Source organism: Grimontia kaedaensis (assembly GCF_023746615.1).
In the GTDB taxonomy this organism is placed as follows: domain Bacteria; phylum Pseudomonadota; class Gammaproteobacteria; order Enterobacterales; family Vibrionaceae; genus Enterovibrio; species Enterovibrio kaedaensis.
The window spans coordinates 895,893-917,275 of sequence record NZ_CP082275.1; the positions used below are offsets into that span (position 1 = coordinate 895,893).

The 21,383-nt window shown below is 40.3% G+C and carries 21 protein-coding genes; 19 read left to right on the top strand and 2 right to left on the bottom strand.

Features of this window, described 5'->3' with window-relative positions; translation table 11 throughout:
* Nucleotides 1-48 precede the first annotated feature (48 nt).
* From rfbA to K6Q96_RS04435, 18 genes are all read left to right on the top strand, one after another.
* Nucleotides 49-927 (top strand): glucose-1-phosphate thymidylyltransferase RfbA, encoded by an 879-nt coding sequence (gene rfbA, locus K6Q96_RS04350; RefSeq protein ID WP_251878086.1) that lies wholly within the window; start codon nucleotides 49-51, stop codon nucleotides 925-927.
* A complete protein-coding gene (rfbD, locus tag K6Q96_RS04355) occupies nucleotides 924-1,808 on the top strand; it encodes a dTDP-4-dehydrorhamnose reductase (protein WP_251879587.1) in 885 nt (294 codons plus the stop codon). The genes rfbA and rfbD overlap by 4 nt, the downstream gene beginning before the upstream one ends.
* Nucleotides 1,809-1,810: 2 nt before the next feature.
* Entirely contained in the window at nucleotides 1,811-2,356 is a 546-nt protein-coding gene (gene rfbC, locus K6Q96_RS04360) for a dTDP-4-dehydrorhamnose 3,5-epimerase (protein ID WP_251878087.1), read from the top strand.
* A gap of 59 nt (nucleotides 2,357-2,415) precedes the next feature.
* The gene (locus K6Q96_RS04365) at nucleotides 2,416-3,813 is read left to right on the top strand and encodes a mannose-1-phosphate guanylyltransferase/mannose-6-phosphate isomerase (RefSeq protein WP_251878089.1); all 1,398 of its coding nucleotides are present in this window, start codon (nucleotides 2,416-2,418) and stop codon (nucleotides 3,811-3,813) included.
* Nucleotides 3,814-3,815: 2 nt separating this feature from the next.
* A complete protein-coding gene (locus tag K6Q96_RS04370; protein WP_251878090.1) occupies nucleotides 3,816-5,207 on the top strand; it encodes a phosphohexomutase domain-containing protein in 1,392 nt (463 codons plus the stop codon).
* Nucleotides 5,208-5,223: 16 nt separating this feature from the next.
* Nucleotides 5,224-6,009: an ABC transporter permease gene (locus tag K6Q96_RS04375; protein ID WP_251878092.1), complete on the top strand. Its 786-nt coding sequence runs from the start codon at nucleotides 5,224-5,226 to the stop codon at nucleotides 6,007-6,009.
* On the top strand, nucleotides 6,006-7,235 hold the full coding sequence (locus K6Q96_RS04380) for an ABC transporter ATP-binding protein (RefSeq protein WP_251878094.1): 1,230 nt from the start codon (nucleotides 6,006-6,008) through the stop codon (nucleotides 7,233-7,235). The genes K6Q96_RS04375 and K6Q96_RS04380 overlap by 4 nt, the downstream gene beginning before the upstream one ends.
* Entirely contained in the window at nucleotides 7,222-8,214 is a 993-nt protein-coding gene (locus K6Q96_RS04385) for an FkbM family methyltransferase (protein WP_251878096.1), read from the top strand. The genes K6Q96_RS04380 and K6Q96_RS04385 overlap by 14 nt, the downstream gene beginning before the upstream one ends.
* Nucleotides 8,215-8,225: 11 nt before the next feature.
* Complete coding sequence (locus tag K6Q96_RS04390; RefSeq protein ID WP_251878098.1) at nucleotides 8,226-9,449, top strand: hypothetical protein; 1,224 nt, start codon at nucleotides 8,226-8,228, stop codon at nucleotides 9,447-9,449.
* Nucleotides 9,418-10,575: a glycosyltransferase gene (locus K6Q96_RS04395; RefSeq protein ID WP_251878100.1), complete on the top strand. Its 1,158-nt coding sequence runs from the start codon at nucleotides 9,418-9,420 to the stop codon at nucleotides 10,573-10,575. The genes K6Q96_RS04390 and K6Q96_RS04395 overlap by 32 nt, the downstream gene beginning before the upstream one ends.
* A gap of 5 nt (nucleotides 10,576-10,580) precedes the next feature.
* Complete coding sequence (locus K6Q96_RS04400) at nucleotides 10,581-11,219, top strand: PI-PLC domain-containing protein (protein ID WP_251878102.1); 639 nt, start codon at nucleotides 10,581-10,583, stop codon at nucleotides 11,217-11,219.
* Nucleotides 11,209-11,844 carry an HAD family hydrolase gene (locus tag K6Q96_RS04405; protein ID WP_251878104.1) on the top strand — a complete coding sequence of 212 codons (636 nt, stop codon included), beginning with the start codon at nucleotides 11,209-11,211 and terminating at the stop codon, nucleotides 11,842-11,844. Before K6Q96_RS04400 ends, K6Q96_RS04405 begins: the two co-directional genes overlap by 11 nt.
* Nucleotides 11,837-12,925, top strand: coding sequence for a nuclear transport factor 2 family protein (locus K6Q96_RS04410; protein WP_251878106.1), 1,089 nt, complete (start codon nucleotides 11,837-11,839; stop codon nucleotides 12,923-12,925). Before K6Q96_RS04405 ends, K6Q96_RS04410 begins: the two co-directional genes overlap by 8 nt.
* Nucleotides 12,909-13,247, top strand: a complete 339-nt coding sequence (locus K6Q96_RS04415) for a cupin domain-containing protein (RefSeq protein ID WP_251878108.1) — start codon at nucleotides 12,909-12,911, stop codon at nucleotides 13,245-13,247. The genes K6Q96_RS04410 and K6Q96_RS04415 overlap by 17 nt, the downstream gene beginning before the upstream one ends.
* A complete protein-coding gene (locus K6Q96_RS04420) occupies nucleotides 13,247-13,999 on the top strand; it encodes a glycosyltransferase family 2 protein (protein ID WP_251878110.1) in 753 nt (250 codons plus the stop codon). The genes K6Q96_RS04415 and K6Q96_RS04420 overlap by 1 nt, the downstream gene beginning before the upstream one ends.
* Nucleotides 14,000-14,014: 15 nt before the next feature.
* Nucleotides 14,015-15,049 (top strand): GDP-mannose 4,6-dehydratase, encoded by a 1,035-nt coding sequence (gmd, locus tag K6Q96_RS04425; RefSeq protein ID WP_251878112.1) that lies wholly within the window; start codon nucleotides 14,015-14,017, stop codon nucleotides 15,047-15,049.
* A gap of 169 nt (nucleotides 15,050-15,218) precedes the next feature.
* Entirely contained in the window at nucleotides 15,219-16,109 is an 891-nt protein-coding gene (locus K6Q96_RS04430; RefSeq protein WP_251878114.1) for a GDP-mannose 4,6-dehydratase, read from the top strand.
* Nucleotides 16,099-17,280 (top strand): glycosyltransferase family 4 protein, encoded by a 1,182-nt coding sequence (locus K6Q96_RS04435; RefSeq protein WP_251878116.1) that lies wholly within the window; start codon nucleotides 16,099-16,101, stop codon nucleotides 17,278-17,280. Before K6Q96_RS04430 ends, K6Q96_RS04435 begins: the two co-directional genes overlap by 11 nt.
* Nucleotides 17,281-17,293: 13 nt before the next feature.
* Here K6Q96_RS04435 and K6Q96_RS04440 read toward each other — a convergent pair whose 3' ends face one another.
* Together K6Q96_RS04440 and K6Q96_RS04445 are read right to left on the bottom strand one after the other, a co-directional pair.
* Complete coding sequence (locus K6Q96_RS04440; protein ID WP_251878118.1) at nucleotides 17,294-18,391, bottom strand: glycosyltransferase; 1,098 nt, start codon at nucleotides 18,389-18,391, stop codon at nucleotides 17,294-17,296.
* Entirely contained in the window at nucleotides 18,391-20,274 is a 1,884-nt protein-coding gene (locus K6Q96_RS04445; protein WP_251878120.1) for a polysaccharide biosynthesis protein, read from the bottom strand. The genes K6Q96_RS04440 and K6Q96_RS04445 overlap by 1 nt, the downstream gene beginning before the upstream one ends.
* A gap of 147 nt (nucleotides 20,275-20,421) precedes the next feature.
* Between K6Q96_RS04445 and K6Q96_RS04450 the strand changes: the two genes are divergently transcribed.
* On the top strand, nucleotides 20,422-21,369 hold the full coding sequence (locus K6Q96_RS04450) for a UDP-glucose 4-epimerase family protein (protein ID WP_251879589.1): 948 nt from the start codon (nucleotides 20,422-20,424) through the stop codon (nucleotides 21,367-21,369).
* Nucleotides 21,370-21,383 lie beyond the last annotated feature (14 nt).

The following is a 21,383-nucleotide window of genomic DNA, read 5'->3' on the forward strand; positions in this document are numbered from 1 at the left end:
GGATCTAGGATCTAGGACCTAGGTCCTTTTTCTCTAGGAGCCTAATCAATGAAAGGCATCATTCTGGCGGGTGGCTCAGGCACGCGTCTATACCCAATCACCCGGGGCGTATCGAAGCAATTGCTTCCAATCTACGACAAACCGATGATTTACTACCCATTGTCAACTCTGATGTTGGCGGGTATTCGTGAGATCCTGATCATCACCACTCCAGAAGACAATGAGAGCTTTAAACGTTTGCTGGGTGACGGCAGCGACTTTGGTATTCATCTGGAATACGCTGTGCAGCCAAGCCCAGACGGTCTAGCTCAAGCGTTTATTATCGGTGAAGACTTTATTGGTGATGATAGCGTATGTTTGGTGTTGGGTGACAACATCTTCTATGGCCAGTCGTTCAGCAATACATTAAGAAACGCCGCCTCGCGTGAATCCGGCGCGACCGTGTTTGGTTATCAAGTTAAAGACCCAGAGCGTTTTGGCGTGGTGGAATTTGATGACCAGATGCGCGCCGTCTCGATTGAAGAAAAGCCAGTGAAACCAAGATCGAATTATGCGGTCACCGGCTTGTATTTCTATGATAATCGTGTCGTAACCATGGCCAAAGGTGTAAAACCGTCCAGCCGCGGTGAACTCGAAATAACCACCCTAAATGAAATGTACCTGAATGATGGTTCACTCAATGTAGAACTACTGGGACGTGGTTTTGCCTGGTTAGATACAGGAACGCACGAAAGCCTTCATGAAGCGTCATCTTTCGTACAAACGATAGAGCATGTTCAAGGACTGAAAGTGGCGTGTTTGGAAGAAATTGCATGGCGCAATGGTTGGTTGAGCGAAAAAGAAGTTAAACAGATTGCCAAGCGGATGATGAAAAATGAATATGGTCAATACCTTATCCGTCTAATTAATGAAGAGAAATCGAAATAATGAAGTTACTCATTACAGGTAGTTTCGGACAGGTAGGCCGTTGTTTGGTTGAGCGACTGAACAATATGGCAGGTGTTGAATTTTTGGCGCTAGACCGTGAAGAACTAGATATCACTGACGAGAGTGCGGTGTTTAACGTGGTTACCTCGTTTTCTCCTGAAGTGATCATCAATGCTGCAGCCTATACAGCGGTAGATAGAGCGGAAGATGAGGTTGAACTCTCTTACGCTATTAACCGGGATGGCCCTGCAAATCTTGCTAAAGCTGCTGACAAGGTTGGTGCGGCCATGCTGCACATTTCGACAGACTATGTGTTTGCAGGCAACAAAGACGGTGAGTACCTAGAGAGTGATGAGACACGTCCGCAAGGTGTGTATGGCGCAAGTAAATTGGCCGGTGAAATCGCGGTAGCAGAAGCTTGCCCTCGTCACATGATCTTGAGAACGGCATGGGTATTTAGTGAGCATGGAGGCAATTTTGTAAAATCCATGCTGCGTTTAGCCGAAAATCGAGACACGTTGGGTATAGTGGCAGACCAGTTTGGTGGGCCAACCTATGCCGGTGATATTGCCACCGCGTTACTCCACATTGCAGTGGCTATTATCAAAGAAAACAATACGGGTTTTGGCGTTTATCACTACTCAGGCATGCCACATGTGAGTTGGTATGACTTCGCGAATACCATTTTTACCGAAGCGAAAGCGCAAGACGTTTTGGTCAAAACCATAACCGTTAATCCGATAGCGACCAGTGACTATCCCACACCAGCGAAACGTCCGGCGAACTCTAAACTAAACAACGAGAAAATCTTTACTCAGTTTGGCGTTAGTCCAAGTGATTGGCAGTTGGCATTAAAGAATTTGAAGGATTACACGAGTTAACTATGACGGTTATAGAGACAGACATCCCTGATGTAAAAATCATCGAGCCTACTGTGTTTGGTGATGAGCGTGGCTTTTTCATGGAAACGTGGAACCAACAGAAATTTGAAGAGTTGGTAACCGGAAAACCGACGCCATTTGTGCAAGATAATCACTCTAAATCAAAGAAAGGGATTTTACGTGGTCTGCATTATCAAACGGAGAATACACAAGGAAAGCTAGTACGTGTGGTCTCCGGAGAAGTTTTTGATGTAGCCGTAGATATTCGAAAAGACTCGCCGACATTTGGTAAATGGGTAGGCATATACCTATCGGCGGAAAATAAGCGCCAATTATGGGTGCCTGAAGGTTTTGCTCATGGATTCTATGTGACAAGTGAGGAAGCTGAATTTGTATACAAGTGTACGGATTATTATAACCCTTCAGCAGAGCAATCGATCTTGTGGAAAGACGCAGCACTAAAAATAGCCTGGCCAATAAAAGAATTACCTTTGCTTGCAGAAAAAGATAAAAACGGTATTTCTTTTTATGAGGCACCAACTTTATAAAAATATTGTTGAACTGCTCCACCTTATTTATTTTTAAATTGACTTAAAGGCAGTGTAATATGTTTATCCCAGTCATTATGGCCGGAGGTTCGGGAACCCGACTTTGGCCGCTCTCTCGCTCAGCATTTCCAAAGCAGTTCCTATCACTCGATACTGCATCAGAGTTAACTATGCTACAAGCAACTATCGAGCGTCTGGGTGGTTTAGAGTCTGAAGAGCCTATTATTATTTCAAACGAAGACCATCGGTTTATTGTTGCAGAACAAATGCGACGTGTTGGGAAAAAATCTCGTATTATTTTGGAACCAGCAGGTAGAAACACTGCTCCTGCGATTGCTCTTGCATCTATGCTTGCCGCAGAGAATGGAGAAGACCCAATCTTGCTTGTGCTTGCTGCAGATCATTTTGTTAAGAATAAGAGAGCTTTTCAAGAAGCTATAAAACACGCCCTAGTACAAGCAAGCAATGGAAAATTAGTCACCTTTGGAATTGTACCTACTGCTCCGGAAATTGGATATGGTTATATCCACAGAGGGATGGCAATTGATGAGGAAGCTTATGAAGTAGAGGCATTTGTTGAAAAGCCCAAAAGAGAGGTGGCTGAACAATATCTGGCTTCCGAGCAATACTATTGGAATAGTGGTTGCTTCATGTTTAAAGCTTCGACTTATCTCAAAGAGCTAAAAGCTCATGCCCCAGACATATTTTCACAATGTACTAAAGCTCTTAATGGGCTCAACTTCGATAGTGATTTCGTACGAGTCGATGAAGATGAATTTCTAAAATGTCCAGATGATTCGATTGACTACGCTGTAATGGAGCATACCAAACACGCAGTAGTTGTACCGATGGATGCTGGGTGGAGTGATGTTGGTTCTTGGTCTGCACTTTGGGATGTCTCAGACAAAGATGAAGACGGCAATGTGCATCATGGTGATGCGATTCTAGAAGATACAAAAGGCTGTTATATTTATGCCCCAAATAAACTTGTTGCAGCAGTGGGGCTCAAAGACATAGTTGTCATTGAAACAAAAGATGCGGTTCTGGTTGCAGATAAATCCAAAGTGCAGGAAGTCAAACGCATAGTTGAATGTTTGAAAGCAGATAGTAGATCTGAATATAGAGAGCATCGCGAAAGTTACCGCCCTTGGGGTAAATCAGATGCGATAGATAAAGGTGATAGATATAAAGTTAATCGTATAACTGTTGAACCTGGGAAAAAGCAAAGTATGCAGTTTCACTATCACCGAGCAGAGCATTGGGTGGTTGTATCAGGAACTGCGAAGGTAACTTTTGATAACACAGTGAAAGTGATTACTGAAAATCAATCATTATATATTCCCGTCGGTATGAATCATATGGTAGAAAACCCAGGGAAAGTACCTCTTGAATTGATTGAAGTGCAGTCAGGTCAGTATCTTCAAGAAGACGATGTAGTTCGCTTTGAGGAAAAATAAAAATGAAAAGATTAACATGCTTTAAGGCATACGATATTCGTGGTCAACTTGGTACCGAGCTAGACAATGACATTGCTTATCGAATTGGGCGCGCCTATGGTCAATACCTGAAAAGTGAAAACTTAAAAGAGAAAACTGTAGTAGTAGGAGGGGATGTACGCCTTACCAGTGAAGATTTGAAACTAGCTCTTGCTGATGGTCTGATGAATGCAGGTGTTAATGTGTTGGATATAGGTTTATCTGGTACAGAAGAGGTTTACTTTTCAACATTTCATCTAGGGGTTGACGGGGGCGTTGAAGTAACAGCAAGCCACAATCCTATGGACTACAACGGAATGAAGTTGGTGCGCGAGGGTGCCAAACCAATTAGTGGTGATACAGGCTTAGGGGAAATTCAAGCTCTTGCTGAGAGAAATGTTTTTGATGAAGTTGAAAAAAAAGGTACTTACCAAAGAATAGGTATCACTGAAGACTATGTCGATCACTTGATGGGATACATTACTCCTGAAAATATCAAGCCTATGAAACTAGTTATTAACTCAGGTAATGGTGCGGCAGGTCATGTGATCGATGCACTGGAAGCTCGATTTAAAGCGCAAAACATCCCAATCACAATAATTAAAGTGCACCATGAAGAGAATGGTAACTTTCCGAATGGTATTCCAAATCCATTACTACCTGAGTGTCGTTCCGATACCTCCGAAGCTGTGAAAATGCATAAAGCTGATATGGGCATAGCATTTGACGGTGATTTCGACCGATGTTTTCTATTTGATGAAAATGGAGATTTCATTGAGGGGTACTATATTGTTGGGTTATTAGCTGAGGCCTTCTTGAAAAAAGAGCCTAGCGCAAAAATAATTCACGATCCTCGCCTCACATGGAATACCATCGATATAGTCAGTGACGCTGGAGGTATTCCAATTATGTCAAAAACAGGTCATGCATTTATAAAAGAACGTATGCGTATAGAGGATGCTATCTATGGTGGGGAGATGAGTGCTCATCATTACTTTCGTGACTTTGCATATTGTGATTCCGGTATGATTCCTTGGCTCCTAATTACGGAATTACTATCTGTAAAAAATATGAAATTATCAGAAACAGTTTCAGACCATATTAATGCATTCCCGTCTTCGGGAGAAATAAACTGTAAGTTAGATGAACCAGAGAAAGCTATAGATGCAGTCCTAAAAATATATAAAAATGATGCGATAGACATAAATGAGATAGATGGAATAAGTCTTGAGTTCGATAATTGGAGGTTTAACCTACGCACATCAAACACTGAACCAGTTGTGAGACTTAACGTTGAATCAAGAGGCTGTTCGAAGTTGCTCTTAAATAACACTGAAAAACTGTTAAGGATATTAAACGGGGAAAGTTCATTTTGAGTAGGTTGAAAGGTTGATGTTTAAAAGCATATACGGTTATAGATTCTATATAGTTTCAGCAATAAAGGCAGATTATAAAACAAGGTATGCAAGAAGCAAATTAGGTTTGCTCTGGGCAATACTTCAACCACTAGCGATGGTTTCGGTTTATGCCTTTATTTTATCCAATATACTAACAGCAAAACTGCCAGGAGTCGCTACTCAATATGCGTATCCAATTTATATATTGAGTGGTGTGATCGCATGGACTCTATTTTCTGAAGTTGTGACTAGGATGCTATCAGTATTTATAGATAATGCTAGCTTAATAAAGAAAATGAACTTCCCTAAAGTAACGCTTCCAGTTGTAGTGACAGGAAGCGCTTTAGTAAACTATTTAGTGTTTGTAATACTATCTTACTTAGTGTTTTTTTTACTGGGTCATAATGCTTTTGGTGGCTTAATTTGGTTGCCTGTTCTGACTATAATTCTTCTAATGTTTTCCATTGGTTTTGGTCTTTTATTTGGTATTTTAAATGTATTTATAAGAGACATTAGTCAAATCATATCGATACTTCTTCAGTTTTGGTTTTGGTTTACGCCTATTGTTTATATGACGTCAATCATTCCTAATGAATATCATAATATAATTTATATCAACCCTATGGTGAGTATTGTTGAGGGATATCAGGAAGTGATGTTGTACAATGCTTCACCAAATTTAGTGGCACTCCTTTATCCAGTGACGGTCTCGATTGTACTATTGTTGCTTTCTCTATTTGTTTACAAGAAAGCAAAAATGGAAATGGCAGATGTTTTATGAGTGAAATTTTGGTGGCTAGAAATCTGGCTAAACATTATCGCAATTACGGTAATGAAATCAAAAGGATAATTAGCTGGTTTGGAATTAAAGTTGATTATAAAAATCAAGAAGTTCTTAATGGGGTTAGTTTTAGTTTAAATAAAGGTGAAGCTCTGGGAGTGGTTGGTAGGAATGGAGCTGGGAAGAGTACCCTTTTGAAGCTGATAACAGGTACCCTCAATCCCACTTCTGGAAATGTTGTCTCTCATGGCAAAATCTCAGCTATTTTAGAGTTAGGAATGGGCTTTAATATAGAGCTTACGGGGAGAGAAAATGTGTATCACTCCTCTGGATTAATGGGGCATTCATTAACCGCTATTGACGGACAAATTAGAGAAATAGAGGCTTTTGCTGATATTGGTGAGTTTTTTGATTTGCCGATTCGTACTTACAGTAGCGGAATGCAAGCTAGGCTTGCATTTGCTGTTGCGACAGCCTTTCGACCCGACATATTGATTGTTGATGAAGCATTGAGTGTTGGTGATGCTAGCTTCCAAGCTAAATGCTACAGCCACATGAAAAAAATCAAAGAGGCAGGTACAGCTATTTTGCTAGTGTCCCATGATGCGCAAGCTATTATGAATTTCTGTGATAGGGCAATTTTTTTACATTGTGGCGAGGTAGTGGCGGATGGTACACCTAAAGAAACAATACAACTGTACGATAAAGTTGTAAATAACTATCAAAAGGCTCCCAACCAAAAATCAGACAAAATTTCTGAAGAACCTGATTTTGAGGTAATAGAGTTTGGTACTTTTGACCAAAGTGATATAGCTAGAGAAACCTTTTTTCCTGGCGAGTTGATTAAGATTCGAGCAAAGTTTAGTTGTGGGCGAGAATTAAAGGAGCCACACTTAGGTTTTAGGATTGCAGACAGGTTTGGAATTTCAGTTTTTGAAACAAATACCTACTGTATGGGTATAAAAAGCAAAGTGGTCAAACAAAACGCACTAATTAACATCGAGTTTTCTTTAAAGCTTAATATAGGGTATGGAGAGTATACTATAGATTTAGCTTTGGTAAACGAGGGTTTAGACGAACGCTCGTTTAAAGAATCACTTTTGATGTGTCATAACATTATGAAAATAACAGTTATAGAAGACAAAGGATGTTTCATTTTTAGTGGTTCAGCATTTTTAGAGCCTAAAGTTAGTTTAGAAATAGGTAATGTTTATGTTAATAATTGATGTAGGGTCAAATCATGGTGACTTTGCTCTAGAAATTGCTAAACGAAATAGAGAACTCTCTGTATTAGCCATAGAACCTATTGATGCTCTTGTAGACCTCATTATAAACAGAAAAAATGAGTTAAATATTGATAATGTCTCTGTAGTTCCTGTTGCGATCGATCTGGTCGCCCGAAAAGCTAATTTGAATGTAGCTAACCATCATGACTACGGGGTATCTAGTCTACTTGATTTCTCCAAAGATAAGTTAAAAGATGAGTATTGGTCAACTAGGCAGGATATGTACTTTGATAGCATACAGGCAGTTGATGTGGTACCTCTGTCCGATATTTTACGTAAGTTTAATGTGGGGCCAGGAAATCGAGTTGGATTCATTAAAATAGATGCTCAAGGTTTGGACTTGGAGGTGTTGATCTCCGCTGGAGACTTTATAGAATATATAGATTCTGGAATGATGGAAGTAAGTGTTGATACTCAACTGGGTCTATATAAAAATGAAAAAAATGACCTCATGTCAATTTTAAATTGGCTCAAAGGTCATGGGTTTAAAGCATATAAATTAAAGCCAAATGACCATGCATCAAATGAGTTTAACCTATACTTTTGCAAAAATGGAATGGACAGTGAAGAAATAGAAAGCAAATTCTCACTACGAGGAGTTGATTTATATGATGGTAAATTTTTTTGGCATTTCCCTTCACCAAAATTATTACCTGTTGAAGAGCAGCATAATGAAATGAAGTTAGCGGTTGAACGATTGGATAAAGAAATAGAGATTAAGACAGAACAGTCGAGACAACTGAATAGAGAAATAGAGATTAAGGCAGAACAATCGAGACGACTTATAAATATTTTTGCCATACTTGACTCCAGAGTTACATCTGTCGAGGATATAATTAATATTGTTCAAAATAGTAGAATGCTAAAAATATTTTTTAAGCTCTCAAGATTGGTTAAATTCAAAAATTACAAAATTTAGGACTGTGTTTGATGGATTCAACGAAGAGCAAAGACGAAGCTTTCTATTATATTCAACAATATGTTAACAGAGACAATCGAGTCGCTTGGATCGGCTCAAAACCTGTTTTAAGCTCAGAGGCTATGCCACTAGATAGTTCGACCAACTATCGAGTGCACTCTTCACTACATAAACAGTTCGGAACAGTATTGCTTGTCGAAAGTGAATTGTTTTCAAAGTATCCTCATTGTTGGAGACTAGTATTAGATGAAGCAATAAGGCTTATTCCATCCGAGGGCATCTTAGTTTTCAGAACAAGAGATAGTGAAAATGGAACACTATTTAGTTTGAAATCTGTCCTATCTAGAAATCCTAATACGAAAACAGAGTTGGTTAGCCAGAAAAATTTTGCTAATGAAATAATTTCCACTTTCAAAATACAGCGTTTGAACTTAGAACATTACAATAATTCATCATGGACCGTTGGAATATTATCGAATGGTACAAAAAATGAGAACGTGGTTAATCTAGTTAATAAGGCTAAAAGTTTATCTAGCTCAGTTAGTCTTGAATTCATAATTGCAGGTCCTAAAATCGATGAGATAGATGATAGGGAAGACGTAAGATTTGTTTTTACTGATACTGACGAATTACCTAGAATTTCAGAAAAAAAACACTTGATCATGCAAAAGGCAAGAAACTCTAACGTTCTGATAATACATGATAGGTACCAGCTTTCGGATAATTTCTTTAAAGGATTCGAAGACTTTGGTTATGATTTTGATTTTATTACAGTTCGTCAAAAATACCCATCAGGTAGCGAATTTCCAGCATACTTATATTTTCCGGTAAATAAAAAAATTTGGCAGTCACCTGTTAAGGTCGAAAAGTTCAATCAAGTTTATGATTCCTCATTTATAAACGGGGGATTAATCATCCTTAAGAAACACCTAGCAGACGAATGTAACTTCAATTCTTTATTGCTGCATAACGAAGCTGAGGATGTGGAAATTTCAATGCAGATGTGCTCGCTTGGATTGTATCCAAGAATAAATACCATTTCTTTAGCGCACACATTAGGTATTGATGAATCATATACGGAATCATTTATTTCAAGTGATTCATTCAAAAGAGTCAAAGTTTTTTCAATTAGAAGATTGATGCTTACTGTTTGGCTTAAAATACCGGAAAAAGTTCGGAAAAATATTCGAGGAAGTGGTGTTTATGAAAAAGCCAAAACTTACTATCGTAGTTGATGATAGTATATTAGAGCATCATCACGGAGTGAGGAGATATCTTCTCTCTTTTTCTCATCGCTTAAAATCTCTATATGAGATTGAAGTATTCCGTGTTCAGTTTGGGGACTTCGGAGAGTGTTTCTACAGTAAATTAAAGTTTGACTATGACTATAGTGTCAATAACGGATTTAATGAAAGCTATAAGTTAGATAGTTTAGAGCACAAGGTACTTGTTGATTTTTTATTTAATAGTAAGCGAGATTCTGAATCTCAAAGGGACTACTTCTCGTTTACTGCGTTATATTACGGTGCAACATTACCTAATTCTGATATATGTATAGTAGGTTCTCCTTGGATTTTATGTCGTTTAGAATCCGAAATTTCCGCAGATAAAAAATATTGTATTGGATATGATGCCATACCAAATACCTATTCAATGGATGATGTTAGTGATTCGGCACTCTACAATTTTGCCCGAGAGCATTTTTTGGGATATGAAAAAGCTAACGTACGATATGACGGAATTCTTGCTATATCGGAAGCTGCAAAACAACAAATCACATCATTAGGAATAGAACCAAGTAAGGTATTCGTAATTCCTCCATTTTTACCTCTGGGTTTTCAATCAATAGAAACGAAAGAGAGAAAGAATAACACTCTGATCTTGGCTGCACCTTTTGATGATAGAAAAGGATTCAAAAGAATACCAAAACTGATAAATGAAACAGATGTAGAAAGGGTTATTATATTTGGCGGTGTTCGCTGTAATAAAGAGTCTGTTTTGGAGTTTTTCAAAGAACTGTCTTGTAAATCAGTTGAATGGTGGCCAAAGGTAACAACTGAAGATCAGATAAGACTGTATAATTCAGCAAATCTACTTATTTTTCCATCTTACTCAGAAGGCCTTGGTTTACCTGTAATTGAAGCGCTCTCATGCGGTACAAACGTATTAGTCAGTGATATAGAGCCCCTGAACAAACTTGTATGCAAAGACTCCATTTTACCAATGGATAAAAAGAAATGTACTTTATTAATAAATGAAAGTATATCTTTGGTAAATGTAGAGGAGAATAAAGACTATGCGCATTCAAATTGGGGGAAGGAGAAGTTTGCTTCCAGAATGCATAATATTTTTGATAGGTAATAGTTATGGAAATAATATCTCATCGCGGGTATTGGAAAAACGAAGATGAAAAGAATCAGGCTCACGCTTTCGATAGAAGTTTTGGACTAGGTTTTGGAACTGAAACTGACGTTCGTGATTGTGCCGGAAGATTGGTAATTAGCCATGATATGCCGTCAGGCAACGAAATTTTATTTGAAGACCTACTAAAAATATATGTTTCTTCAGATTGTGAAGGTACCTTAGCATTAAACATCAAAGCAGACGGATTATCCAATGTCGTTTCTTCGAAACTTAAAGAATATGGAGTTAAAAATTACGTATTCTTCGACATGTCAATCCCTGATACTTTATCTTACAGGCGAAATAACCTTAACTATTTAGTAAGGTTTAGCGAGTTTGAGGTCGAAAATCGGCTTTGGGAGGATGCTGAAGGCGTTTGGTTCGACAGTTTTGAAGATAATTTCATTAATTTTGACATGTTGGATTTATTTTTGAAAAAAGGACTTAAAGTGTATATTGTTTCGGCGGAGCTTCATAAAAGAGACCATTTTACGCAGTGGGAAGGAATCAAAAATTATATGAATGAGACCACTTTTGGCCACTCAATGGTTTTGTGTACGGATTATCCGGAGATAGCTAGGAGATACTTCTATGGTAAATGAAATTAAAGCTGTCATCTTTGATATGGACGGCGTTCTAATAGACGCAAAAGATTGGCATTATGAAGCTCTAAATAAGGCCCTGGCTATATTTGGGTTGGAAATTAACCGCTATGATCACCTCGTCACTTTTGATGGGTTGTCTACAAGCCAGAAACTAAATATTCTTTCAAAAACACATGTACTTCCTGGATCGCTTCATTCGTTTATTAACGAAATGAAGCAACAGTACACAATGGATATAACGCATCAGCTTTGTAAGCCCGCATTCAACCATCAGTTTGCTTTGTCTAAGTTGCGTCAAGAAGGCTATAAGTTGGCTGTTGCATCAAATTCAATAAGAAACACTGTAAAAGTTATGATGGAAAAATCAAGCCTTGCAGAATATCTTGATTTCTACCTATCTAACCAAGATGTGACAAAAGGCAAACCTGATCCAGAGATCTATCAGCTCGCTATAAAAAAGTTGGGTCTAGAACCGTCGCAAGTGGTTATCGTTGAAGATAACGAGAATGGGCTGAAGGCGGCTAGGGCTTCTGGGGCCAATGTTTTTAAAGTTGAGACTGTGCATGACGTGACTTTCGAAAATATCAAAAAATTCATCAATGAGGTAGAAGGAAATGATTAATATTCTTATCCCCTTGGCTGGTAAAAATACGTTTAAAACCAACCAAGCAAACTCATTTCCAAAAATCCTAAACGATGTCGGCGGCAAACTTCTCGTGGAAAGGGCAGCAGAGTCATTCGTAAAACTAGGTTTTTCCAAGAAGCTAGTTGTCGCACTACCAAAAGAAGAGTCAGAAAAGTATCGGCTCAATAAAGTTTTGAGCCTGCTTAGTCCCGATCTGGAGCTTTGCAATATTAATGGTAACACGCAAGGCGCTGTTTGTTCTGCTCTGCTGGCGATCGAAAATCTGATTTTGGATAAACCACTGATTATATCAAGCTTTGATCAGGTGTTAGATTTTGACCTAAACCCATATGTTCAACGTTTTCTTGATGATGGTGTTGACGCCGGGGTATTAACCTTTGATGCCATCCACCCTAAATGGTCTTATGTTAATTTTGATGAAAATTTCAACGTATTCCAGGCCGCGGAAAAAACACCAATTAGCCGGCATGCGGTAGCCGGCTTCTATTTTTTCAAGTCTGCTTCTAGCTTTATAGAAGCTGCAAAAGAAATGATAAGAAAAGATGAAAAAACTAACGATCTATTTTTTATAGCGCCGGTATTAAACGAGATAATTTTGAAAGAGGGAGTCGTTAAGGCAATTCCAATTGACAAAAACCGTTATTACCACATTAACGATGAGCATGCTTTAGAGAATTTCGAAGAGGCAATTGTATCTGAACATAGAACTTCACTTCAAAAAGTTAAAACGTTGACTGAAAGCTATGTAGCAGCATTCAATAGTAAAGACCTAGACAAGCTAGCAACATTTTTTGCGGAAGATTTCGTATTGACTGACCCTTCGGTCAAGGTTAACGGCAAAAACGATGTATTGGAATACATCCAAGGCATTTTTAATTCAGCGGATTCGCTGACCTTTAAAGCGGAGAACATCATAGTATCCAACGAATGTAAGAGTGTGATTGAGTTTTCGTTGGGCATTAACGGAAGCAACTTAGTCGGTACAGATGTTATCCACTGGGATAATTCGGGTTTAATGAAAGTTATGGATGCTTACCTATATGAAAAAAATGACTAATCACAAGCTTGAAGACTTTGTTCGTGGTTGGTTCGTTGGTGGCTTTGAGCCAACCCTCTACAAAACTACCGATGTTGAAGTTGCAATACAGCAGTTTAAAAAGGGCGACAAAGAAGCTTCTCACTGCCATAAAATAGCGACAGAAATTACTGCAATTGTTAAAGGTAAGGCTCGTATGAAAGACCTCATCCTTACTGAAGGTGAGTTAGTTTCAATCGAACCGGGTACGTATACCGATTTCGAAGCACTGGAAGATACCACTACGGTAGTGGTAAAACTGCCGGGCGCTCTAAATGACAAATATCTCGAGGAGACTGAATAGTGCTTAACATTGTCGTGCCGATGGCAGGCCGAGGAAGCCGCTTTGCAAAGGAAGGATACAATCTTCCTAAACCGTTGATTGATGTGAATGGTAAACACATGATCGAGTTGGTCATCAATAACTTAAGACCACAGCAAGATCACAAATTTATATTTGTTTGCCAAGAACAGCATATTGAAGAATTCAAGCTCGAAGACGTGTTTGCTAGCATTTGTGACGATTTTGAAGTTGTTGGTATCAATGGTATCACTGAAGGTGCGGCAGTAACCGTATTAAAAGCGCGGGAGTTTTTTGAAAGCGACGAACCGCTGATGATAGCAAACTCTGATCAGTGGGTAGACATGGATATTAATGACTACATCACTGACATGGTTGACCGCGACCTAGATGGAACTATGTTAACAATGAAAGCAGATGACCCTAAATGGTCTTACGCAAAAGTTGGAAGTGATGGCCTAGTTACAGAGGTAGTGGAAAAGGTCGTCGTTTCCGATGAGGCAACAGTTGGAATATACAATTTTCGCAGTGGTAAGGAATTCTGTCAGCTAGCAGATGAGATGATTCGTCAGGATATCCGCAGTAATGGCGAGTTTTATGTGGCACCCGTCTATACGTACCTTGCCCAAAAAGGTGGTAAGATAGGGGTATTCAATATAGGGGAAGAGGCTAATGGCATGTATGGGTTAGGAATTCCATCTGATCTTGAACTATTCCTGAGCCTGGATGTGTCTATAAAGGCAACAAACTTTTAGAAAATGGAGAGCTTAATGAAAACGGCTGTTATTACCGGTATTACTGGTCAAGATGCTGCGTATCTAGCTGAACTACTACTAGAAAAAGGATACAAGGTATATGGTACTTACCGCAGAACAAGCTCTGTAAACTTTTGGCGTATAGAAGAGCTGGGTATTGAAAGGCACCCAAATTTGGAATTGGTCGAGTACGATCTAACTGACCTTTCCTCGAGCATGCGCTTATTGCAAACAACGCAAGCGGCTGAAGTATACAATTTGGCAGCTCAGAGTTTCGTTGGTGTGTCATTTGATCAGCCGCTGACTACAGCAGAGATTACTGGCATGGGCCCGGTTAATCTCCTAGAAGCCATCCGTATCGTTAACCCTAAAATTCGTTTCTATCAGGCATCAACCTCTGAGATGTTTGGTAAAGTGCAAGAAATTCCTCAGCGAGAGTCCACACCATTTTATCCGCGTAGCCCTTACGGTGTTGCAAAATTGTACGCTCACTGGATGGTGATTAACTACAGAGAATCCTACGATATCTTTGCAACTAGTGGCATCTTGTTCAATCACGAATCACCTCTGCGTGGTCAAGAATTTGTTACTCGTAAAATTTCAGACTCTGTCGCCAAGATCAAGTTGGGTAAGCTCGACGTACTCGAACTGGGTAACATGGATGCCAAGCGTGATTGGGGCTATGCGAAAGATTACGTAGAAGGCATGTGGCGTATGCTTCAGGCTGATAAAGCGGACACATATGTACTCGCAACTAACCGCACTGAAACGGTTCGTGATTTCGTAACAATGGCGTTTAAAGCTGCTGATATTGAACTCGAATGGGCTGGAGAGGCAGAAAATGAAACCGCTGTTGATAAAGCAACGGGCAAAGTCGTAGTTCGTGTGAACCCTAAATACTACCGCCCAGCAGAAGTTGATCTTCTGATTGGTAATCCGGAGAAGGCCCAGACAGAGCTTGGTTGGCAACCAAAAACTACGCTGGAGGAACTTTGTAGCATGATGGTGAAAGAAGACCTTCGCCGTAATGAACAAGGCTTTTCATTCTAATCGCCTGCGATTAAATTGATTAAAAAATGGCGCACAGTGTGCGTCATTTTTGTTATTGAAAAATGAATAAGATAGCGTTTAGGGTAAACCAAGTGAACTATGACGGTATGTATCTCCAGCCGTATATAGACTTTGCCTGAATGCAAAAGGGGATAAGGTTTCTAATAGTATGAAGAAAGAAAAAGTATTGCTTACTGGCGTGGATGGTTTTACAGGTAAGTATGTTAAAAAGGCACTACTGGAAAAAGGCTATGAGGTAATTGGTCTTGTCCACAATAACCCCAGTATAGATGAGGTTCGATGTGACATTACAGACAAAGAAGCACTTCAGCGTTGTCTAAAGCAGGTTAAGCCAAGTGCCATTATCCACCTAGCAGCGCTTTCTTTTGTTGGTCATAGTGATGAAAAAGCATTCTATGATGTAAATGTGTTCGGTGCTACTAACATTCTTGAAGCCGTGCACTCTTTAGAATTAGACCTAAATAAAATTATTGTTGCTAGCAGTGCAAATATCTACGGTAATCCTGAAAACGTTACCCGAATTGACGAAAGAGTGCAGCCATCGCCTGTTAATCACTACGCGATGAGCAAGCTCGCTATGGAATTTATGGTAAAGAATTGGTTTGAAAAGTTACCAATTATCATTACTCGCCCTTTCAATTACACAGGGTCAGGTCAGGATAATAAATTCCTTATCCCTAAAATTGTCTCGCACTTTAAAGAGAATAAAAAAACGATCGAATTGGGCAACATCGATGTCTCGAGAGATTTCAGTGACGTAAGAGATATCGCAAATGCTTATGTCGCATTGTTAGAGTCTGACGCTAATTCGGAAATTGTAAACTTGTGCTCTGGGAGTGTTTACTCTTTGAAAGAAATGATCAGTAATATTGGAAAGCTTGCTGGGTATGAGATTAAGATTAAAGTTAATCCAGCGTTCGTTCGTAATAACGAGATCAAAGTGCTGGGCGGAGATAATACAAAGCTGACCAAGCTTACTGGCTTTAGACCATCTTACTCCATCGAACAGACACTGAAAGATATGCTCAATGCAAACTAAAATTCTTATTAATGTGAATTCAATCCGAGCACCGTTAACGGGAATTGGGTACTACACACTCAACATTGCGAAGGCGTTGCTAGATAAAGATGTTGATGTTGTCGCGGTCAAAAATGGCACCTTTTTGGATAAAACTGCACTGCTAGCGATGATCGACACTTTTTCAAGACCGGAAAGTAAGCTGGGAGAGCAGGGAAAGTTAAAAGCGCTTATTATTCGCTTGCTCCAGAAACTTCCTGGGGTTTATAAGATTAAGAAAATACTGGTTGAGAAGAAGGCAAAGCGTGTACTTAATAAGCTCAGCAAGCAAAAATATGTATATTTTGAGCCTAGCTTTATTCCATTACGGTATTCTGGCCAAACAATAACTACCGTTCACGACTTATCATTTATTAGCCACCCTGAGTTCCATCCTAAAAGTCGGGTAGAGTTCTTAACGAGTGAAATGGGTCAAACGATTGCCACTTCTGACCACATAGTGGTCGATTCAGATTTTATTTTAGAAGAAATGCATTCAAAATTTCCCAGCAGCGTGAACAAGTCAAGCACGCTTTATTTAGGCGTCGAACCTGCTTTTAGGCGTTATTCTAAGGACGATGTTGATAGCGTTCTGGAGCATTTCAAACTATCACACAAAAATTTCATTCTAAGTGTAGCAACATTAGAGCCTAGGAAAAATTTAGCTAGATTGGTTGAAGCCTATTCAAAATTACCAGCGGCTGTCCGTCAAGACATTCCATTAGTGTTAGCTGGCGGGCAAGGCTGGAAAATGCAGGAATTGCTTTCATCCGCCCAAGAGCTTGTAGCAGCGAATCAGATAGTGTTTACGGGTTACCTTGCTGACCAGGAACTGAAATACCTATACTCTGCGGCTCGCTTGTTCGCCTACCCTTCGCTTTACGAAGGTTTTGGGTTACCCATTGTCGAAGCTATGGCATCTGGAACCCCCGTTTTAACCTCAAGTATTGGGGCCACTGCTGAAGTTGCTGGTCCAAATGCGGTGTTAGTCAACCCTTATAATGTTGACGACATTTATAAAGGTTTGAATAAAGCGATATCCGATACAGCTCAATCTGAAGCGTTGGCTTGCAACGCTTTCAAGTACGTTAAAATGTATGATTGGAATACAACGGCAGATCGACTTCTGGGCATCGTCAAAGAGCTGGCCTAGAGCAACACTAACTCTAAACCAGACTCTGATACAGTTTTATGTAGTTGTCTGTATACCGCTTCGAAGTGAAATATTCTTCGAAGCGCTGCCTTGCGCTACTGCCTAGTCGATCTGTTAAGTCTTTATCTTTGTGAAGAAGACACATTGCTTCGGAAAGAGCATGTGGATTGGCTGCCTCTACGGTAATTCCCGTCACATCATGCATGTTGACAAACGACGAGCCAGTTCCGATATCACAGCTAATTATTGGTTTAGAAAACAGTTGTGCCTCAACCAAAGATATGCCGAAAGCCTCTGAGCGAAGATGAGATGGGAAAACAAAAGCTTTTGAAAGGCGGTGAAGAGCCACCTTATCATCTTCGTCAATAAACCCGACCATTTTAACGTTGGCTAGGTTATTCTCTTGAATATACTGCTTGAGAGCTCCTTTTTCTGGGCCATCGCCTGCAATCACAACAGGCAAGCCGCTAATCTTTGCAGCCTCAAGTAAGTACTGAAGACCTTTGTAGTAGCGCAATACGCCAACAAACAAAAAGAAGCCCTCACCAACAGTTGCGCGCCATTCTTCCAACTTTTCTTGTGTAACTTCTGGGTAGGTTGACTCATCAATACCTAGTGGAATAACGTCGACTTTCTCCGAAAACTGTTGCAGGTTAATGCTGCTGGCAGCATATTGCGGAGAGCTAGCAACAATGCGGCCCACTTTACTTAGAAAGATAAGCTCAAGCGGGCGATAAATAAGCTTTAGCAGCTTCTGCTTAACGATATCAGACTGGTAACTTACCAATGTCGGCTTCTTTGCCGCAAATAAGCTCAACAGATCGCCTGTTGGCCAAGGATACTGGTAGTGGATAACGTCATGTTCCTGAGATAGGGTACGAAACTTATTGATAAGTTTGAGAGAAAAGCCGTTCGAAGACACTTCCCATTGTTTTTTAACAACAATAATCCGAGTGCCTTCAAATTCGTATTCTTTATCTTCGTCTCCGAGGGTCAAGATCGTATTTTTATATCCGTTATCAGTACTGCCTTTACAAATATAACGGATCGCTTGCTCAAGTCCGCCCTTGGTTTCCGGGTAGCAAGTCCTGTAGACGTGTAGAATTTTCATTAATTACTCTTGGATTTTAGGGACGTTGGTTTATAGCCAGTTGGTGCAGTAAGTAGGATAGTCTTGATACATTCCACATCGAAATTATGACAACAAACGTCCAGCTTTTCGAGTAACATATGCATCTCTTCCCAAGATAGCTTGTCTTCACTAGCACTCATTATTTTAGCGTGGCTAGTACCTTCTACATTCTCACCAATCAAAAGCTCTTCAAACAACTTCTCTCCGGGTCTTAACCCAGTGAAGCGAATTTCGACATCTCCCTCATCGGATTGACCATCATAGAACTCCTTCATACCCATGAGATTTATCATTCTTTTCGCTAAATCGACGATCTTTACTGGCTCACCCATATCAAGCACGAAAACTTGACCTTTGTGTCCCATGGCACCAGCCTGAATAACTAGTTGCGCAGCCTCAGGGATAAGCATGAAGTATCGGATAATATCCGGATGAGTAACGGTGACCGGACCTCCCTCGCGTATCTGCTTTTTAAATAGAGGCACAACAGATCCCGAAGAGCCTAATACGTTCCCGAAACGAACCATAGTAAAACAAGTCGATGTTCCTTTGTCGGCAAGAGCTTGGAGAACTAACTCGGCCATTCGTTTGCTTGCGCCCATGATATTGGTAGGGCGAACGGCTTTATCGGTCGAAATCAAGGTGAAATTTTTAACGCCGGCCTCTATCGCCGCATTAGCACAATGGAGGGTACCAAATACGTTATTGCGAATTCCTTCAATGATATTGTCCTCTACTAGAGGGACATGCTTATAAGCAGCTGAATGGTAGACCGTATCAATGGCGTTGTTGACCATCAATTTTGTCATTCTGTTTTCTTTTTGCACCGAGCCCAGAGCTGCCACTATCTCAAGGTTAATACTCTGGCGTTGAGCGAGAGAAGTCAGTTCTTGATGGATCGAGTACAGGTTGTACTCGTTAAGCTCTAAAAGAACAAGCTTAGCGGGAGATTGAGATATGATTTGGCGGCAGAGCTCTGAACCAATGGAGCCACCAGCCCCGGTAACTAAGATATTTTTCCCAGTTATGTTTTTTCCAAGAAGTTCAAAATCAGGTTCGACTGCCTGACGGCCGAGTAAATCAGCAATGTCTAGGTCACGAACTTCCGTAGCCAGTGCTTTACCTGCAGCAATGTCTTCTACGGAAGGCACAGATTGTACCTCTATCGGCCAAGTTGAGAGTTTGTCGAGAAGTCTTAACCTATCACCCTTTTTAATATTGTTTATTGCCAGGAGCAATTTGACTGGTTGATAGAGTGATTTTAATCGTGCGAATTCCTCTGCATGATGAATTCTAACTCCGGTGATTATCTGTCCACTTTTTTTTGGATCGTCATCGAGGAATACGACTGGGTGGTATTCGTCGCCCTGGATCAGTGCATAAGCGAGATCACGGCCAGTGCTACCCGCTCCATATATGAACACATTAGGCTTCTGGCGACGATAGTAGTGATAATAGACAGTTCTAATGATAATCCGTGGTGCTCCCAGCATAATCATAGCGAGGCCGGAGTAGATAAAAGGCACACTTCGTGGAATAAATGCTTGCAGGAAAAAACCACTGAGAGCAAGGGTAATTGAAGACAATACGACTGCAATAAACATATTGCCAATCGCTGGCATCATCATATAGCGAAGTATGGCTCGATACATGCCCAACTTCACAAAGCAAAAGATAGTGACACCACCTGTGATAACTAGACACGCAATTTCCTCTGGGCCAAAGGGAATGTTGAATGTATCCAGACGTAAAGCCATTGCGAAGTACAAAGAGAAAGTAACGGCTAAGAGGTCATATATAATGCTGATAATTCGCTTGTTTTTTCGCTGCGCACTCAGAAGCAACTGAATTGGTGTAAACATTGGGTGTTGTAGTTCTCGTTATAATTTTAAAATAAATTGTTGATGTAGCAGCAAGCTAAGTATGCAGACATTTTAGGGATGTTTGATGCTGGCCGCTACCGTCTCATGCTAGAATCGTGCGTTTTAAGACCTAGAGTAAGTGAAACGGTGAACTTTTTTGTGACTGGTGGCAGTGGCTTTGTAGGAAGACGGGTTGTTGAAGCTGGAATATCCTTGGGGTGGCAGTGCACATACCAGTCGCGCAGCGCAACTAAAAATCTAGAGTCGCAGTTTGTTTCTTCGATTGATGGCGATACAGACTGGTCTTCTGCTTTAACAGGTGTAGATGTGGTTGTTCATTGCGCCGCTCGTGTTCACCAAATGACAGAACCCCAAAGCCCTGAAGATGTTTTGACTTCTTATCGTGAAGTTAACACCTTAGGCACATTAAACCTTGCTCGGCAGGCCGCTCAAAGCGGCGTTAAGCGTTTTGTTTTTATCAGCTCCATTAAAGTCAATGGAGAGAAAACCGAAAAAGGTGAAGCTTTCGAGCCCACACTGGGGGAAACACCACTAGATCCCTACGGCTTGAGTAAATATGAAGCAGAAATTGGTTTGAAAAAAGTGGCTGCTGAAACAGGGATGGAAGTCGTTATCATAAGGCCACCTCTGGTTTATGGCCCTGGCGTTAAAGCCAACTTCGAATCCATGATGAAGCTCATGCTCAAAGGCATTCCGCTCCCATTTGGCGCAATCAATAACCAACGTAGCTTGGTTTATATAGACAACCTCGTCTCACTCATTTTGACTTGTTGCGAGCACCCAAATGCAGCCAACAGAACATTCCTGGTGTCGGATAACGATGATGTCTCGACAACAAAACTCATGCAGCAGATTGCCGATAGTATGGCCAGACCTTCTCGGCTTGTTCCAATACCGCAGAGCATGATTGAAGTAGGCGCTAAAGTGTTGGGGAAATCCCACTTGTCTGATCGCCTCTGTGGCAACCTTCAATTAGACGTTACCGAAACATTAAACACTTTGTCCTGGAAACCTCCTGTTTCGTTTGAGGAAGGTATTCAGGAAACTGTCAGTGCATTTTTGTCGGATAAATGAAGTAATCTATGAGA

What these genes read in the sequence shown, in the direction of transcription:
- K6Q96_RS04395 (WP_251878100.1), top strand. Translation starts at nt 9,418, where the DNA reads ATGAAAAAGCCAAAACTTACTATCGTAGTTGATGATAGTATATTAGAG.
- K6Q96_RS04375 (WP_251878092.1), top strand. Translation starts at nt 5,224, where the DNA reads ATGTTTAAAAGCATATACGGTTATAGATTCTATATAGTTTCAGCAATA.
- K6Q96_RS04400 (WP_251878102.1), top strand. Translation starts at nt 10,581, where the DNA reads ATGGAAATAATATCTCATCGCGGGTATTGGAAAAACGAAGATGAAAAG.
- K6Q96_RS04380 (WP_251878094.1), top strand. Translation starts at nt 6,006, where the DNA reads ATGAGTGAAATTTTGGTGGCTAGAAATCTGGCTAAACATTATCGCAAT.
- K6Q96_RS04370 (WP_251878090.1), top strand. Translation starts at nt 3,816, where the DNA reads ATGAAAAGATTAACATGCTTTAAGGCATACGATATTCGTGGTCAACTT.
- K6Q96_RS04435 (WP_251878116.1), top strand. Translation starts at nt 16,099, where the DNA reads ATGCAAACTAAAATTCTTATTAATGTGAATTCAATCCGAGCACCGTTA.
- rfbA (WP_251878086.1), top strand. Translation starts at nt 49, where the DNA reads ATGAAAGGCATCATTCTGGCGGGTGGCTCAGGCACGCGTCTATACCCA.
- K6Q96_RS04365 (WP_251878089.1), top strand. Translation starts at nt 2,416, where the DNA reads ATGTTTATCCCAGTCATTATGGCCGGAGGTTCGGGAACCCGACTTTGG.
- K6Q96_RS04415 (WP_251878108.1), top strand. Translation starts at nt 12,909, where the DNA reads ATGAAAAAAATGACTAATCACAAGCTTGAAGACTTTGTTCGTGGTTGG.
- K6Q96_RS04390 (WP_251878098.1), top strand. Translation starts at nt 8,226, where the DNA reads ATGGATTCAACGAAGAGCAAAGACGAAGCTTTCTATTATATTCAACAA.
- K6Q96_RS04440 (WP_251878118.1), bottom strand. Translation starts at nt 18,391, where the DNA reads ATGAAAATTCTACACGTCTACAGGACTTGCTACCCGGAAACCAAGGGC.
- K6Q96_RS04385 (WP_251878096.1), top strand. Translation starts at nt 7,222, where the DNA reads ATGTTAATAATTGATGTAGGGTCAAATCATGGTGACTTTGCTCTAGAA.
- gmd (WP_251878112.1), top strand. Translation starts at nt 14,015, where the DNA reads ATGAAAACGGCTGTTATTACCGGTATTACTGGTCAAGATGCTGCGTAT.
- rfbC (WP_251878087.1), top strand. Translation starts at nt 1,811, where the DNA reads ATGACGGTTATAGAGACAGACATCCCTGATGTAAAAATCATCGAGCCT.
- K6Q96_RS04410 (WP_251878106.1), top strand. Translation starts at nt 11,837, where the DNA reads ATGATTAATATTCTTATCCCCTTGGCTGGTAAAAATACGTTTAAAACC.
- K6Q96_RS04430 (WP_251878114.1), top strand. Translation starts at nt 15,219, where the DNA reads ATGAAGAAAGAAAAAGTATTGCTTACTGGCGTGGATGGTTTTACAGGT.
- K6Q96_RS04445 (WP_251878120.1), bottom strand. Translation starts at nt 20,274, where the DNA reads ATGTTTACACCAATTCAGTTGCTTCTGAGTGCGCAGCGAAAAAACAAG.
- K6Q96_RS04405 (WP_251878104.1), top strand. Translation starts at nt 11,209, where the DNA reads ATGGTAAATGAAATTAAAGCTGTCATCTTTGATATGGACGGCGTTCTA.